Source organism: Alkalispirochaeta americana, assembly GCF_900156105.1.
In the GTDB taxonomy this organism is placed as follows: Bacteria; Spirochaetota; Spirochaetia; order DSM-27196; family Alkalispirochaetaceae; genus Alkalispirochaeta; species Alkalispirochaeta americana.
Window position 1 is genome coordinate 20,029 of the sequence record NZ_FTMS01000014.1, and the last position, 13,880, is coordinate 33,908.

A 13,880-nucleotide genomic window follows, 5' to 3' on the forward strand; every position below is an offset into this window, starting at 1 on the left:
CCGGGCGTGGTACTATATAGACCATGAATATTGCTTATCTTTTTCCCGGACAGGGAGCCCAATACGTAGGAATGGGGAAGGATCTCTTCGAATACAGTCCCGCCGTGCGCGAACTTTTCGAGATCGGTTCCGATGCAGGGAAGCTCGATCTTGCGGCGCTTCTCTTTTCGGGAAGCGAAGAGAGCCTCCGGAAAACCGACAACACCCAGATCGCCGTGACCCTGGTAAACCTTGCGGCTGCCCAGGTTCTGGCCGATTTTGGTGTTCACAGTACCGTCTCGGCCGGGTTCAGTCTGGGCGAGTATTCGGCTCTGGTGGACGCCGGTGTGCTGTCCCGGAACGATGCCCTCACCCTGGTTGTGCAGCGGGGGCAGATCATGGAGCGTGTCAGCCGTCACCTGGATGGGGCCGAGGGGCCTGCCGGTATGATGGCTGTCATGGGCCACGAGGCCGATGCGGTGAAGAAAATTCTTCAGGACGCCGGCGTTGAGGAAGCCTATCCTTCCCTGGCGAACAGCCCGGTCCAGACTGTGGTAGGAGGAAGCGCCCGGGGCCTCGCAGCAGCTCGGGACGCGCTGAAAGCTGCGGGTGTCAGAAAGATGATTCCGCTCAAAGTGTCAGGGCCGTTTCATACCCCCCTGATGGCCGAGGCCCGGGAAGCCTTCTCCCGAATACTGGAGATGGTTGCCTTCAGCGAGCCTGCGCAGCCGGTGTATTCCAACGTAACGGGATCCCGGATCATGAGCAGCGGAGAAGCACGCCAGATGTGTCTGGATCAGCTGGTAACTACCGTCTCCTGGGTGCAGGAGCAGCGGCAGATCCTTGCTGACGGTGCCGATGTGGTTCTTGAAGTGGGGCCGGGGAAGGTTCTGCAGGGATTGTGGACGGCTCTGGGCAAGACCGATTCCGACTGGCCCGGTGAGCGATGCCACACCGCAGGAACGCTCGAGGAGATCGAAAAAATCGCCCTGATGCTCGAAAAAGAGGAACAACGTGTTGGATAAAGCCTTGCTGCAAGGAAAAGTAGCTGTCGTTACGGGAGGATCCCGAGGGATCGGTCGCGCCATTGTGGAACAGTTTCTGCTGAATGGCGCGGTGGTCCATTACTTCTCGCGAACCGAAGGGGGCTCCCTCGAATATTTTCGCAACCAGGTTCCTGGGGCCGATGTAACCCACCACGAGGTGGATGTGAGCAATGAGGAGGCCCTTCAGGCTGCCTTTGAGGAAATCTTCACCCTCCGCGAGGGGATAGATATTCTGGTGAACAACGCCGGGATCACCCGGGACGGGCTGATCATGAGAATGTCGCTGGAAGACTGGGAGACCGTTCAGACGATAAACCTGACCAGCGCATTTCTTGCCAGCCGGGCCGTGGCACGACACATGATCAAGCGAAGATCCGGCTCGATCATAAACATCACCTCGGTGGTGGGAAAGATCGGAAACGCGGGACAGGCAAATTATGCGGCCAGTAAGGCGGGGCTTATCGGGTTCACCAAGAGCCTGGCCCGGGAGACAGCAAGCCGGGGGGTTCGGGTGAATGCCGTTGCCCCGGGGTTTATCGCCACGGAAATGACGGAAAAGCTCTCTCCCCAGCAGCAGGAACAGCTCACAGAGCAGATTCCTCTGGGCAGAATCGGGGAAGCTGGTGATGTGGCTGGAGCGTGTCTGTTCCTTGCTTCGGATATGGCCTCCTACATCACCGGTGAGATCCTCACCGTGGGCGGCGGCCTTGCCATGTGAGAACCCCCGAGGGGGTCTCCAGGAGGATGAAATGAAACGGGTTGTTGTAACTGGAATGGGTGTGGTGAGCCCCGTGGGAAATTCCCTGGCCGATTTCTGGCAATCCCTCCAGGAGGGAAGGAGCGGCGTTGGTCCGATTACACGGTTTGATACTACAGGGTTTGTAACAAACTACGCCGCTGAGGTGAAGGATTTTGATCCCACCCGGCGGATTGATCGTCGTGATGCCCGGAAAATGGATCGCTTCTCCCAGTACGCTGTCTATGCTGCGGCCGAGGCCTGGGAAGACGCTGGCTTTGCCGGGATAAAGAGCTCCTCGGGCGGTGCATCCTTTGATCCGGAGCGTCTTGGGGTTGTCCTTGGTATCGGAATCGGCGGGTTTGAAACCACCGAAGAATCCCTTCGGGCTCTGCACGAGAAGGGGCCATCCCGGGTTCCTCCCATGACAATTCCAAAGTTGATTGCCAATATTGGGCCTGCCCACGTTGCGATCTCTCTGGGAGCTCTGGGGCCTGTGTACTCCCTGGCTACGGCCTGTGCCAGTGCCACCGATGCAATCGGCAGCGCCCTGCGGCACCTGAGGGATGGGTCCCTGGATATTGTGGTAACTGGAGGGGCCGAGGCCTGCATCACGCCCCTGGGAATTGCCGGGTTTAATGTGATTCAGGCCCTGAGTTCATCCTTTGCTGATGATCCCCAACGCGCATCCCGCCCCTTCGATGCAGATCGCGATGGATTTGTCATGGGCGAAGGAGCAGGTATCCTGGTTCTGGAGACGCTCGATCACGCCCTGGCGCGAGGAGCCCGGATCTATGCCGAGGTTGCCGGAAGCGGCATGACCGATGATGCCTACCATCTCACGGCGCCTCATCCCGAAGGGATCGGTGCAGCCCGGGCGATCAAGGCTGCGCTGGCCGATGGAGGGCTGGTGCCCGAGGATATCGACTATGTGAACGCTCACGGAACCTCAACTCCCGTAAATGATCCCACCGAGACAAGGGCAATCAGGAATGCCTTCGGTGATCATGCCGAGAAGCTGGCTGTGTCGTCAACCAAGTCAATGACTGGGCATTGCGTGGGTGCTGCCGGGGGAATAGAGGCGATCGCTTCTGTGCTGGCGATCCACGACAGCTTTATCCCGCCCACGATCAACTTTGAGAAGCCCGGTGAGGGGTGTGATCTGGACTATGTTCCCGGCACGGGGCGGCGGCAGCCGGTTCGGGCCGCCCTGAGCACATCCCTCGGATTCGGGGGGCACAACGGGGTGATCATCTTCAGGAAGTATGAATAAGGAAGAATGACAAAAAGGGACTGCCCGGTTTGCTGACGTGACGGGCTTGTTTCTTTTGTGTACAAGAGGCGCCTGGAGTCGGCCGGGGCTTTTCGGGAGATCCCGTCAGTCCCCGGCCGGGTGGACGTATCCTGGTCAGTCCTCGGTGGGGCTGAACTCGTCCTTGTCTGCGCCGCAGACGGGACAGACCCAATCCTCGGGGAGATCTTCAAAGGACGTGCCTGCGGGGACGTCGCTGTCGGGGTCTCCCTCGGCCGGATCGTAGATGTAACCGCACAAGTCACAAACGTACTTTTTCATGGTTGCTCCTTTCTGAATGTTTGCGTTAGCTCACCCTGGGGGCGATGCCCCAAGACTGGGTGAATTGTACCCTTTTATGGAGTTTATGCAACAAAATTTCGCCACCCCCGTCGCTACATCGAGACGTTTCGGGGGAAGCGTATCCGCTGTACGGGTGCCTTCCTGTCAGCCCGTGGAGATGAGCAAATGGGGATACGGGCTCTGCTGAACCAGGTGGAGCCGTATCCGGGCGGGGGTTCCCATTTTTTCAACAGCCTTCAGGCTTATCTCCACGTTTCCCATGGCGCACTCGTTCTTCTGCCGCACCGTTCCGTGGATCGGTCGCACTTCAGATCCCTCGATGGTGGCCGGACTCTCGCCGTAGTAAAAAACGGCCGTTGTGTCCGACGTGAGCAGGCCCAGATCGAAACCGTCGTTAGGGTTGATCACGATCTGGTTTTCCGGGAACGAAAAATCAGCAAGCACCTTCAGGTATCCTGTTTCCTTGACATCCATGGCGATACTTTAAACCATTTTTCCCGGATCAAGCAAATCCTGAATCTGCTGTTCCGTGAGAAAACCGCTTTCTCGGACCACATCACGAATCATCCGCTTTTCCCTGTAGGCCTGATAGGCAAGATGTGCCGCCTTGTCGTAGCCGATTTCCCGGGCCAGGGGGGTGACCAGAGCAAGTGACCACTCGATCCAGTAGGAAAGCCGTTCCGGGTCCGCCTCGATCCCCAAAATGGCCCGCTCGGCAAAGACCCGACAGGTTCTTGTGAGCAGTTCCAGGGCGGAGAGTGTTTCGTGGGCAATAAGGGGGAGCATCATGTTCAGCTCCAGAGGGCCGTGCTGACCGGCGATGGTGACGCTCAGGGCCTTGCCGTTGATGTGGGCTGCGACCTGGATGACCATCTCGGGAATCACGGGGTTGACCTTGCCCGGCATGATGGAGCTTCCCGGCTGGAGTGAGGGGAGCGTGATTTCGCCCAGTCCTCCCCGGGGGCCACTCGCCAGAAGACGCAGATCGTTGGCGATTTTCATGAGACTTGTGGCCAGTGTGTTGAGTGCTCCCATGAGCGCTACCTGGGCGTCGCGGGAGGCGATCGCCTCAAACTTGTTGGGGGCGCTTCGGAAGGGGAGTCCCGTCTCTTCGGCGAGGGTCCTGGCCACGGTCTGGGCAAATCCGGGCTCGCAGTTGAGGCCCGTTCCCAGAGCGGTTCCTCCCAGGGCAAGTTCTTCCAGATCGGATGCTGTGGCCCTGATGCGGTCCCGGGCTTTTTCAATTTGTACGGCAAAGCCGGAAAACTCCTGGCCCAGAGTCATGGGAACCGCATCCTGAAGATGGGTTCTTCCCAGTTTTATCAGGGCAGAGAAGTCCTGCTCTTTTTTGCGCAAGCTCTCAGCCAGCACCTGGAGGGCCTGCAGCAGGTCTTCCAGGGCGATGCGGTTTGCCAGGTGGATTGCCGTAGGAATTACATCGTTGGAGGACTGCCCCCGGTTTACGTGATCGTTCGGGTGGATGGGAGTTTTGCTCCCCCGGGTTCCTCCCAGGAGTTCGTTTGCCCGGTTGGAGATCACTTCGTTGATGTTCATGTTCCAGCTGGTGCCGCTTCCGGTCTGGAAAACGTCCAGGGGAAAGTGATCGTTCCATGTTCCGGCGATAATCTCGGCGGCGGCGGTCTCGATCGCCTCTGCCAAGGGAGGGTCCAGAACCCCCAGACCGGCGTTGGCCCGGGCGGCGTGCTTCTTGACCAGACCAAGCGCGACGATCATCCCCCGGGGAATCCGAAGGGGCGAAACATCGAAATTCTCCCGGGCTCGCTCTGTCTGGGCTCCCCAGAGAGCCCAGGCAGGCAAGGTCATCTCTCCCATGGTGTCCGATTCAACCCTCGTGGCATGAGGTTCACCAGGCCGGGGGGTCATGGCATGACCTCCTTCGAGAGGTCCTTATGCTGGAAGATCCGGTAGACTTCGTAGGCCGGTTCTTCGTAGGGGTGAGCCCTGAGGAGGGCTTCCACAGCGGCCAGGGCCACATGGTCGGGCAGCAGAATTTCCACGCGAAACTCCTCCAGGCGTTCCAGTTGGCCCGCCTCCCCGATGCCAGCCCTTCCAATGAAGGGGTTGCTCCCCGAAAGAGGCCGAAACTGTCCGGTCCCCTGTGATTGCCACGAGCAACGGTCGTATTTCTCGTAGGATCCACCGCCAGCCTGAAAAACAGCCTCCTTCACCGCTTCCGCGTGGTCGGGAGGGACAAAAAATACCAGTTTGAACATGACAAAACTGTAATGATATTGAAAGAAAGGGGAAAGAGCCGGGCCTCATATTCTTCTCATGAAAACAGGAGGAGCAGTTATGAAAAAGCACAGTCTCTTTGGTGTGGCATATCTCGTTCTGGCCCTCTTGCCCGGTACCGTGGCGGGACAGAGCCGGCTGGATCCCATGACCGTTATGGAGGCACAGCAGGAAACGCTTCGGCGTGTCTCCCAGGAAGTTCTCCCCGTAGTGGTCGAGGTGGAAGTTGTGCAGCGGGTGACGCGCAGAACGATGCCCCGGATGTCTCCCTTCGACTTCTTTTTTGGCCGTCCCGATCCGGAGAACCGGGAGCAGCAGCGGGAGTTCGAGCAGCGAGGAATCGGTTCGGGCATTATTGTGCGCCGTGTGGATGAGAAGGTGTATGTGCTCAGTAATGATCACGTGATTGGCAAGGCCGAGGAGATCAACATAACCCTTCACGACGGAAGAACCTTTAAAGCTACCCGGGTTGGTTCCGATCCCAATACGGATCTGGCTTTGGCGATGTTTGAGACCGACCAGGATATACCCCTTGCGGTTTTAGGTGATTCCGACACTGTGCAGGTCGGAGACTTTGCTCTGGCTGTAGGAAACCCCTTGGGATTCGAGTCAACTGTTACCAGCGGGATAATCAGCGCTGTGGGACGGCAAGGTCCGCAGGGACAGCGCATTCCCGTTCTCACCGATTATATTCAGACCGATGCGGCGATAAACCGGGGCAACTCCGGGGGGCCTCTGGTCAATTTGAGGGGAGAAGTAATCGGAATAAACACCTGGATCGCTTCCCAGACCGGAGGCAGCATCGGGCTCGGTTTTGCGATCCCCGTAAATGTGGCGAGCAGGGCGATTAATCAGTTTATCGAGACCGGAAGCGCCCAGTACGGGTGGCTGGGTGTCAACATGGCCGATCCTCCCGAAAGTCCCTCCAATTCGCTTCGTGAATCCGAGGGCGGTGCGATCGTCTATAATCTTTACAGCGGGTCTCCTGCGGAAGAGGCCGGTCTGCGGCCTGGCGATATTATCGTCAGTGTAGGTGACGAGACGATACGAACCAGTAACGATCTGCTTCGTGCTGTGACCCGGCTTGATCCAGGCGTACGGACGCGCTTCGGGATTTTGCGCGAGGGAACACGGCAGGATGTATTTGTCAGAACCGGATCCCGGCCCAGCGACGGTGAAGCCACGTCCCCGGCAAATCTGTGGCCCGGTATGTCCGTGGTGGAAATGACCGATTCGATCCGTGAAAATCTTGATCTGTCGAGCCGTGATGGAGCGGTTATTATTGGACAGGTCTCCTCCGGCTCTCCTGCTGCTATGGCAGGTTTGCGAAGCGGAGATATTATCCTGCGGGTAAACAATACCGGCGTTTCGACGCTCCGGGAGTTCTACCGCGAGTTGAACAGGGCCTCAGTCGCTGACGACGAAGTTCTCTTCCGGGTGAGGCGCAACGATACCAATCTGATCATCGGGTTGGTTCGCTAATTTTTGGGATTCCTCCTCTTGTGTTTTGGTCCGTCCAAGGCTTCCTGGAAGCAACGCCCCCGCAACCCTGAAGCCGAGGGCGGGCCTTTTTTTCCTGACCTTTCTTTACAGACCCGGTGAGAGCCGGGTACGCTTGCTGTCCTATGAATAATCTTCTTGTTGTAGCGGGAGCCCTGGCGCTTCTTGCCCTGGGAGTGGTGCAGCGTCGGCGCGGGCTGGCGAGAAACCCCGCACCCCTGGATGCTGTGCTCACGGCCATTGAAGAGGGCGCTCTTGCGGTTGATGTCAGGTCAGCCGATGCCTTCCGGGAGGACCATTACCCCGGTGCGATAAACCTGCCCCTGGAAGACCTCTCCCGAAGGATGCGGGAACTGACAGATCAGGAGCGTACTATTATCCTGTATTGCGAATCGGGGTACTCCAGCGGGCTGGCACAACGTCTTCTGGCTCGCCGGACCTCGCACCCGGTTCTGAACGCCGGGGGCCTCAACCGGTTGAGGGGGCAGTAGGCCCGTGAAATTCCGTGAAAACCTCCTGTCGGTGATCGTTCCTGTCTACAATCGGGAGACCTTGATACGCCGGGCGATCTGTTCCGTTCTGGACCAGGCGCTTCCCGAGGGGTGGGATCTGGAATTGATCGTAGTGGACGACGGTTCTTCCGATCGAACCCGGTCATCAGCCCTGGAGTCTTGCGGGGACGACCCCCGGACCCTGGTCCTCACCAAACCCCCTGGAGGGACGCCCGGAGGGGCTCGAAATTATGGAGTTTGCCGGGCCTCCGGAGCTCTCCTGGCCTTTCTGGATTCCGATGACACCTGGCTTCCGGGAAAGCTTCTCCGGCAAATCCCTCTCCACCATCCCGGAGGAGCGATCGTTTCCCATACCCGTGAGCGCTGGATTCGGGGGGAGCGCGAGATTTCCCAGGAAGGACGCCGGTTTTCAGCCTATCGCCGTTCGGGAGATCTTCTGAAAGATTCTCTGGTGAAATGTATCATTGGTCCTTCCACGGTGATGATAGGCAGGTCTCTCTGGGAAGAGACCGGAGGGTTCCGGGAGGATCTGGAAGTGGCCGAGGACTACGAATACTGGTTGCGTCTGGCCACTCTTGCCGATGTCTCCTATTTGCAGGAACCCTTTACGGTAAAATACGCCGGTCACGGAGATCAGCTCTCGGAGAAGTACGGCCACATCGAGCTTTTCCGCCTCCAGGGGCTCCGGGATCTTGTGGAGAACCGATGGTTTCTTCGGTGCCGGGGCGATAGCGCCCAGGAGCTGGCTGAGAACGAGTTGGGTCGCAAGGCCCTGATCTACGCCCGGGGGGCCCTCAAGCGAGGACGGACCGGGGAAGCAGAGGAGTATCACGCTCTGGCGCAGCGGTACGGCAGCCAGGATTGTGATATACTTGAGCTGTTATGAGAGAAACAGTACCCCTGCGATCGGGTTTGCTCCGGGCCCTGGCCATCTGGGTGTTGGCGCTGGCATCTTTGGGGTGCAGCGTTCGGCAGGAGATATCGCTCCGCCCCGACGGGTCCGGCCAGGCTGATATCAGGATCGTTCTTGATCCCGCCTTTTCCGAATACATTCAGGATTTGAGCGCAACTCTGGGGAGCGACGAGGAAACCCGGGAGAGCGGTGACGAGGGGTTCTTTCAGATCCACCTCCTGGAGCAGGCCTTCGCCGAGGAGCCTGGCCTTTTCCTGGTTCACGCCTCCTCTCCTCGCCCCGAAGAGCTGACGTTGCTGGTCAACTTCGATTCCCTGGCTCGTCTCGTGACGATGCGAAGCAGTCGTCTTGCAGGGATTATTCGGTTTGAACGAACCGAGCTTTTTCGTCGCCTCGCTGTGCGTCTGGATCGAAGGGGGATCGAGCAGCTGATCTCTCTTGTGGGGGTGGACCCGTTCATTACCGAGACCCTGCTCCCTCCCGAGGGAGACATGTCCGAGGAGGAGTACCGGGATTACCTTGCCTGGGCTCTGGAGGAATACGGTCAGGGCCGATCCATATCGGACGTCCTGGACGATTCCCGCATCGAGACACGGGTGATTCCCCAGGGGAGGATCACCCAGATTCGGGGCGGTACGGCCCAGGAGGAGGGTGTGCTCTTTGTTACTCCTCTTCTGAAGGCTCTCACAACCCAGGTTCCTCTGGAATACTCGCTGGTCTTTCAGCCTCTGGACTGACAGCACACTGAGACACTGACAACACTGACAGCATGCGTGACAGCACACTGTCAGAATGTTGTCAGAAATTGTCAGCCGCTCCTGCGGAGCCGAACCATTTTCGGGCCACCGGCCTGAAGATTCAAGTTTGATCACCCGGGTGATCACCCGGGTCCGATCCTCAGGCGGTGGCGGATTCCTATTTCTCGGAGAAGCTGGCCATCTCCCTCATCTGGTGGGCCGGTCCTTCGTCAAGATCCCGGTACTTGTGCACCAGGGCCTGCACTCCCGTGGCGAGGCCATAGAGGTTGATGAACCCCGTGGCGTCGTTGTGGTTGTAGCTGCTTTCGCCAAAACTGGCCAGATCTTCGATATAGAGGGAGTAAGGTGATTTTCGTCCAGCGATGATAATGTTTCCCTTGTAGAGAACAACCCGAACAGATCCGGTCATGTACTTTGCCGCTGTCTCCATATAGGAATCCAGGGATTCCCGGAAATGGGTATACCACTTGCCCGCGTAGATCAGGCTGGCGTACCGCAGAGCCAGCTGGTTCTTGATCTCTAGGGTATCGAAATCGAGAGTGATCATTTCCAGCTCGCGTAGAGCCTGGAAGAGGATCGTTCCTGCCGGTGTCTCGTAGACACCTCGACTTTTCATTCCCACAAGACGTGTCTCGACCAGATCGGCCCGGCCGATTCCGTTTTCGCCTCCCACCTTGTTCAGGTGGGCCAGGATTTCCAGGGGAGCCATGGCCGATCCGTTGATTCCCACGGGGATGCCCTTCTCGAAGTCCAGGATGAGTTCAGTTTCCTTGTCGGGGGCGTCCTTGGGCGAACAGGAAAGCTGGAGCATTTCTTCCTTGGGGCGATTCCAGGGGTTTTCCAGGTCGCCTCCTTCGTGGCTCATGTGCCAGATATTCCAGTCCCGGGAGTAGATGTTCTTCTCGCTGATGTTCCCCAGGGGAATGTTGTTCCTTCGGGCGTAGGCGATTGCCTCTTCACGGCTGGTAATATCCCAGGTTCGCCAGGGGGCAATCACTTCCAGGTGTGGGGCCAGGGCCTTGTAGGTGAGTTCAAAGCGGACCTGGTCGTTTCCCTTGCCGGTACAGCCGTGAGCAACAGCCTCGGCACCCTCGGCCAGGGCCAGGTCTACCTGGTGTTTTGCCTGGAGCGGTCGCGCGATGGAGGTTCCCAGGAGATATTTCCCTTCGTAGATCGCGCCGGCGCGAAGCATGGGGAAGAGAAAATCCCGGGCAAACTCCTCCCGGATATCCTGAATAACCAGCTTGGATGCTCCCGAGGCGAGGGCCTTTGCTTCCATTCCCTCCCAGTCCTCGTCTTGTCCCACGTTTGTGCAGATCCCGATGATTTCTACGCCGGGGTGCTGTTCCTTCAACCAGGGGATGATGATAGAGGTATCCAGCCCTCCGGAGTAGGCGAGGACGATCTTCCTGATTTCCCGCTCCTGTGCGGGATGAGCCGATTGTGTCATTGGTGCCTCCTGGCATTAATAGTGTGAAAAACGGTGTCAAGAATCGCGAGACCGCGTTGCATATCACGTCGGGAGATGATCAGGGGCGGGGCGATTCTGATTACATCGCTTCCCGACCGCAGGATCAAAAGGCCCCTCTCCAGGGCCGTGGGCAGAATTGTGGGGAAAAGGCCTTCCTGATCGGTGCCCAGATCGATTCGCAGACCCCGCAGCAGCCCCTGTCCGGGACGTTCCGTGATCCAGGAATAGCGTTTTTGCAGTCCTTGAAGCCCCTCCTCAAGTTCTTGAGCCCGTTGCCGGACCTGATCCATGAAGCCTGGTGCGGTGATTCTGTCCAGGACGTAGCGCCCGGCCTCGGCCGTGACCGGTCCCCCCCCAAAGGTGGTGCCGTGGTCACCGGGTTCCAGACGTTCGTTTATTGAGGCAGGAATCAGCGTTGCCGAAAGGGGCAGTCCTCCTGCAAGAGGTTTCGAGAGGGTAATGATATCGGGGGTGAGGCCGATCACGGTGCTGCCAAAGAGCTCTCCCAGACGTCCCAGGCCGGTTTGGATCTCGTCGGCGATGACCAGAACTTCCCGTTCGGCGCTGATCCGGTTAAGCAACTCCACCATCTCCGGGGAAGGGCTGTTCAGGCCTCCTTCGCCCTGGAGGGGCTCCAGGATCACCGCAGCTGTCTCTTCCGTAACGGCCCGGTCCAGGGCAGCCCGATCGTTCAGGGGCAGGAAGGTGAAGCCCGGGAGCAGGGGTTCAAACTTTTTCCGGTAGGCTTCGTTCGGTGTGGCTGAAAGTGCTCCCAGGGTTCGTCCGTGAAAGGCTTTCTCGAAGGCCACGATCGTGTGATGACCCGGGCCCTTGTGGTGGTGCGCCCGGAGGCGGGCGTATTTTATCGCTGCTTCGTTTGCTTCGGCCCCGCTGTTTCCGAAATGGACTGCCTGAAAGGGGGTTCTCCCCACGGGAGCGGCGAGTTCAAGGAGTTGCTCCGCCAGGGCCAGTGAAGGAGTGGTTGCGTAGAGGTTGGAGACATGGACCAGTTTTCTCATCTGGCGGGCCACCCTGCGGGCGAGGCCGCGATCACCGTAGCCCAGGGCGTTTACGGCGATCCCCGAGCCGAAATCCAGGTATGAGTTGCCCCGGGTATCTTTCACGATACAACCTCGACCGCTGGCGATCTCCAGAACCTGTCTGGCGTAGTTTCTGGCAAAGGGAGTTTCATCGGTCATGGCTGGGGTGCGTAGGGGGGTGCTGGTCATGGGGAGCTCCTTTCCGAGGCGGTGGATCCTCGTGATGAAGGGACAAGGGAGGTTCCTTTTGTTCCCTGGAGTAGTCGGGTTATGTCTCCGGCCTCGCTGTAATCGCCTATGACCACCCGGGCAACTCCCGCCTCCAGGGCGGAACGGCAGGAGCGAATCTTGGCGGCCATGCCGTCCTTGACCGTCCCTGCTGCGATAAGCTCTTCTATGGCAGAGGTGGTGATTTCTGGTATGATCCGGCCCTGGTCGTTCAGAACTCCCACCGTATCAGAGATAAAGCAAAGGTGCACAGGGGGAGATCCCTTCCGGGCGCGTCTGGCCGCAGCACAGGCGATCGCCTGGGCCGCCTCGTCGGCGTTGATGTTGACGGCCAGGCCGTCTTCTCCGGTGCCCACCGTGGCGATAACGGGTAGAAATCCTTCCTTCAGAAGCAGTTCCGGAACGGCCAGGTTCACCGATGAGACCCGGGCGGTGCGCCCCTCCCCGGGAAAGAGGAGCGTTCCTGTAAGGAGAGCCCCGTCGGCACCGGTGAGCCCCACCGCGGCGACACCCGCCCGCTGGGCCAGACGGACCAGTTCGGTGTTGGTCTCACCGGCGAGGACCATATCCACCAGGGCCATTTCCCGGGGCTGGGTAACTCTCACCCCCTCGTGAAAGGAGGAGGTGATTCCCAGGCGTGCCGCCAGATCGGTTACGGCCTTTCCGCCGCCGTGGACAAGAACCGACGGGATTCGGAGTGAGGCGAGATCCTGAAACAGCGAGGCCATGGCCTGCTGATCGGCGGCAACGCTGCCGCCTACTTTTACGATTAGTTCCATTATTCTGTTCCCTGTGGTTTTCGGGTTTCCCCTGATGGGGTTAAGCCCTGGAGATCCCTAGAGATCTGCTTCCTGCTGAAGCCCTTCGGTCTCGTCAAAACCGAAGCGAATGTTCATGTTCTGAACGGCTTGTCCCGCTGCGCCTTTCCAGAGGTTGTCGATCGCCGAGACCAGGATGAGGGAGTTTCCCTCGAGCTGCCAGCCGATCCGGACATGGTTTGTGCCCCGCACGTGGCGCGTTTCCGGCATGGCCGATCCTGTGAGGGTGACAAAGGGCTCTGACCGGTAGCGTTCCTCCAGGGCCGCCACCGCGGCGTTTCCGTCCCGGACGGAGATGGTTGTGGTAACCAGCATTCCCTGTTTCACCGGAATGAGGTGGGGGGAAAAGAGGATCTGCTCCGTTTCAAGCTGTTCCGCGATCTCTCCCGTGTGACGGTGTTGCCGGCCCACGCTGTAGGCTGTGGCGTTCTCCGTTCGCTCTGCGTAGAGAAGGTTGGTCTTTTCCTTTTTTCCTGCTCCCGTGATTCCGCTCAGGGCGTTCACCACCAGGGGCGTTTCCCGACGGATCTGATCCCGCAGAGGCAGAAGGGGCAGAAGCGTGGCCGTAGGATAACACCCGGGGTTGGCAATAATCTCGGCGTTTTTGAGAAGATCCCGATTCCACTCGGAGAGGCCATAGACAGAGCGGCTCTGGAACTCCGCCTGGGGAGGCGGGGTCCCGTAGGAGGCGGCAAAGCTTCGGGGGTCGCTGAAACGGAAATCTGCCGAGAGATCGATCACCAGGGTTTTGCCCAGCACGGGGGAACAGGTATCGGCCGAGGCTCCGTGGGGAAGGGCAGAGAAAAGAACATCTCCGGGAGATTCCAGCGCTTCGGCGGGGGAGCGCACTATGGGGTCCAGGCATCCCTTTTCCAGGGTGCTCCGCGAAAGGCCGGGGTCTGCTTCAGCCAGGGGGCGTCCTGCCATGGTTCTGCTCGAGGCCGTGATGCCGGTAATGCGGGGGTGCTGCGCCAGGATGCGCAACAACACCATTCCTGTGTACCCTGTGGCGCCAAGAATTGTTGCTTTCAT

Annotated in this window: 15 protein-coding genes; 7 read left to right on the plus strand and 8 right to left on the minus strand. The window is 59.0% G+C overall.

Annotated features, from left to right (window positions below; genetic code table 11):
* Window positions 1-23: 23 nt before the first annotated feature.
* From BW950_RS10860 to fabF, 3 genes are read left to right on the plus strand one after another with little or no spacing between them, the layout of a single operon-like run.
* Entirely contained in the window at window positions 24-1,004 is a 981-nt protein-coding gene (locus BW950_RS10860; protein ID WP_076489328.1) for an ACP S-malonyltransferase, read from the plus strand.
* Window positions 994-1,743: a 3-oxoacyl-[acyl-carrier-protein] reductase gene (gene fabG / locus BW950_RS10865; protein WP_499697554.1), complete on the plus strand. Its 750-nt coding sequence runs from the start codon at window positions 994-996 to the stop codon at window positions 1,741-1,743. Before BW950_RS10860 ends, fabG begins: the two co-directional genes overlap by 11 nt.
* Window positions 1,744-1,774: 31 nt before the next feature.
* Entirely contained in the window at window positions 1,775-3,034 is a 1,260-nt protein-coding gene (gene fabF, locus BW950_RS10870) for a beta-ketoacyl-ACP synthase II (protein WP_076489329.1), read from the plus strand.
* A 135-nt stretch (window positions 3,035-3,169) separates the two neighbouring features.
* On the opposite strand, the gene rd is transcribed toward fabF, so the two are convergent.
* The 4 genes from rd to BW950_RS10890 form a co-directional block, all read right to left on the minus strand.
* Window positions 3,170-3,334, minus strand: a complete 165-nt coding sequence (gene rd, locus BW950_RS10875; RefSeq protein WP_076489330.1) for a rubredoxin — start codon at window positions 3,332-3,334, stop codon at window positions 3,170-3,172.
* 165 nt (window positions 3,335-3,499) lie between these two features.
* Window positions 3,500-3,829 carry a hypothetical protein gene (locus tag BW950_RS10880; protein ID WP_076489331.1) on the minus strand — a complete coding sequence of 110 codons (330 nt, stop codon included), beginning with the start codon at window positions 3,827-3,829 and terminating at the stop codon, window positions 3,500-3,502.
* Between the two features lie 9 nt (window positions 3,830-3,838).
* A complete protein-coding gene (locus BW950_RS10885) occupies window positions 3,839-5,239 on the minus strand; it encodes a class II fumarate hydratase (protein ID WP_076489332.1) in 1,401 nt (466 codons plus the stop codon).
* On the minus strand, window positions 5,236-5,589 hold the full coding sequence (locus tag BW950_RS10890; protein WP_076489333.1) for a YqfO family protein: 354 nt from the start codon (window positions 5,587-5,589) through the stop codon (window positions 5,236-5,238). Before BW950_RS10890 ends, BW950_RS10885 begins: the two co-directional genes overlap by 4 nt.
* Before the next feature lie 79 nt (window positions 5,590-5,668).
* Here BW950_RS10890 and BW950_RS10895 point away from each other — a divergent pair, with 79 nt between their 5' ends.
* From BW950_RS10895 to BW950_RS10910, 4 genes are all read left to right on the plus strand, one after another.
* Entirely contained in the window at window positions 5,669-7,090 is a 1,422-nt protein-coding gene (locus BW950_RS10895) for a Do family serine endopeptidase (protein ID WP_076489334.1), read from the plus strand.
* 143 nt (window positions 7,091-7,233) lie between these two features.
* Entirely contained in the window at window positions 7,234-7,599 is a 366-nt protein-coding gene (locus BW950_RS10900; RefSeq protein WP_083943948.1) for a rhodanese-like domain-containing protein, read from the plus strand.
* A 4-nt stretch (window positions 7,600-7,603) separates the two neighbouring features.
* Window positions 7,604-8,506 carry a glycosyltransferase family 2 protein gene (locus BW950_RS10905; RefSeq protein ID WP_083943949.1) on the plus strand — a complete coding sequence of 301 codons (903 nt, stop codon included), beginning with the start codon at window positions 7,604-7,606 and terminating at the stop codon, window positions 8,504-8,506.
* Window positions 8,503-9,270: a hypothetical protein gene (locus BW950_RS10910; protein ID WP_076489335.1), complete on the plus strand. Its 768-nt coding sequence runs from the start codon at window positions 8,503-8,505 to the stop codon at window positions 9,268-9,270. Before BW950_RS10905 ends, BW950_RS10910 begins: the two co-directional genes overlap by 4 nt.
* A gap of 178 nt (window positions 9,271-9,448) precedes the next feature.
* On the opposite strand, the gene BW950_RS10915 is transcribed toward BW950_RS10910, so the two are convergent.
* The 4 genes from BW950_RS10915 to argC are packed head-to-tail and all read right to left on the minus strand — an operon-like array spanning window position 9,449 to window position 13,880.
* On the minus strand, window positions 9,449-10,741 hold the full coding sequence (locus BW950_RS10915; protein WP_076489336.1) for an argininosuccinate synthase: 1,293 nt from the start codon (window positions 10,739-10,741) through the stop codon (window positions 9,449-9,451).
* A complete protein-coding gene (locus BW950_RS10920; RefSeq protein WP_076489337.1) occupies window positions 10,738-11,991 on the minus strand; it encodes an aspartate aminotransferase family protein in 1,254 nt (417 codons plus the stop codon). Before BW950_RS10920 ends, BW950_RS10915 begins: the two co-directional genes overlap by 4 nt.
* The gene (argB, locus tag BW950_RS10925; RefSeq protein WP_076489338.1) at window positions 11,988-12,809 is read right to left on the minus strand and encodes an acetylglutamate kinase; all 822 of its coding nucleotides are present in this window, start codon (window positions 12,807-12,809) and stop codon (window positions 11,988-11,990) included. The genes BW950_RS10920 and argB overlap by 4 nt, the downstream gene beginning before the upstream one ends.
* 57 nt (window positions 12,810-12,866) lie before the next feature.
* A complete protein-coding gene (gene argC / locus BW950_RS10930) occupies window positions 12,867-13,880 on the minus strand; it encodes an N-acetyl-gamma-glutamyl-phosphate reductase (protein WP_076489339.1) in 1,014 nt (337 codons plus the stop codon).

Bases quoted from the DNA above. Each gene is read 5' to 3' on its own strand.
- BW950_RS10915 (WP_076489336.1), bottom strand. From the start codon at position 10,741: ATGACACAATCGGCTCATCCCGCACAGGAGCGGGAAATCAGGAAGATC.
- BW950_RS10885 (WP_076489332.1), bottom strand. From the start codon at position 5,239: ATGACCCCCCGGCCTGGTGAACCTCATGCCACGAGGGTTGAATCGGAC.
- argC (WP_076489339.1), bottom strand. From the start codon at position 13,880: ATGAAAGCAACAATTCTTGGCGCCACAGGGTACACAGGAATGGTGTTG.
- rd (WP_076489330.1), bottom strand. From the start codon at position 3,334: ATGAAAAAGTACGTTTGTGACTTGTGCGGTTACATCTACGATCCGGCC.
- fabF (WP_076489329.1), top strand. From the start codon at position 1,775: ATGAAACGGGTTGTTGTAACTGGAATGGGTGTGGTGAGCCCCGTGGGA.
- BW950_RS10890 (WP_076489333.1), bottom strand. From the start codon at position 5,589: ATGTTCAAACTGGTATTTTTTGTCCCTCCCGACCACGCGGAAGCGGTG.
- BW950_RS10920 (WP_076489337.1), bottom strand. From the start codon at position 11,991: ATGACCAGCACCCCCCTACGCACCCCAGCCATGACCGATGAAACTCCC.
- BW950_RS10860 (WP_076489328.1), top strand. From the start codon at position 24: ATGAATATTGCTTATCTTTTTCCCGGACAGGGAGCCCAATACGTAGGA.
- BW950_RS10895 (WP_076489334.1), top strand. From the start codon at position 5,669: ATGAAAAAGCACAGTCTCTTTGGTGTGGCATATCTCGTTCTGGCCCTC.
- argB (WP_076489338.1), bottom strand. From the start codon at position 12,809: ATGGAACTAATCGTAAAAGTAGGCGGCAGCGTTGCCGCCGATCAGCAG.
- BW950_RS10900 (WP_083943948.1), top strand. From the start codon at position 7,234: ATGAATAATCTTCTTGTTGTAGCGGGAGCCCTGGCGCTTCTTGCCCTG.
- BW950_RS10910 (WP_076489335.1), top strand. From the start codon at position 8,503: ATGAGAGAAACAGTACCCCTGCGATCGGGTTTGCTCCGGGCCCTGGCC.
- BW950_RS10880 (WP_076489331.1), bottom strand. From the start codon at position 3,829: ATGGATGTCAAGGAAACAGGATACCTGAAGGTGCTTGCTGATTTTTCG.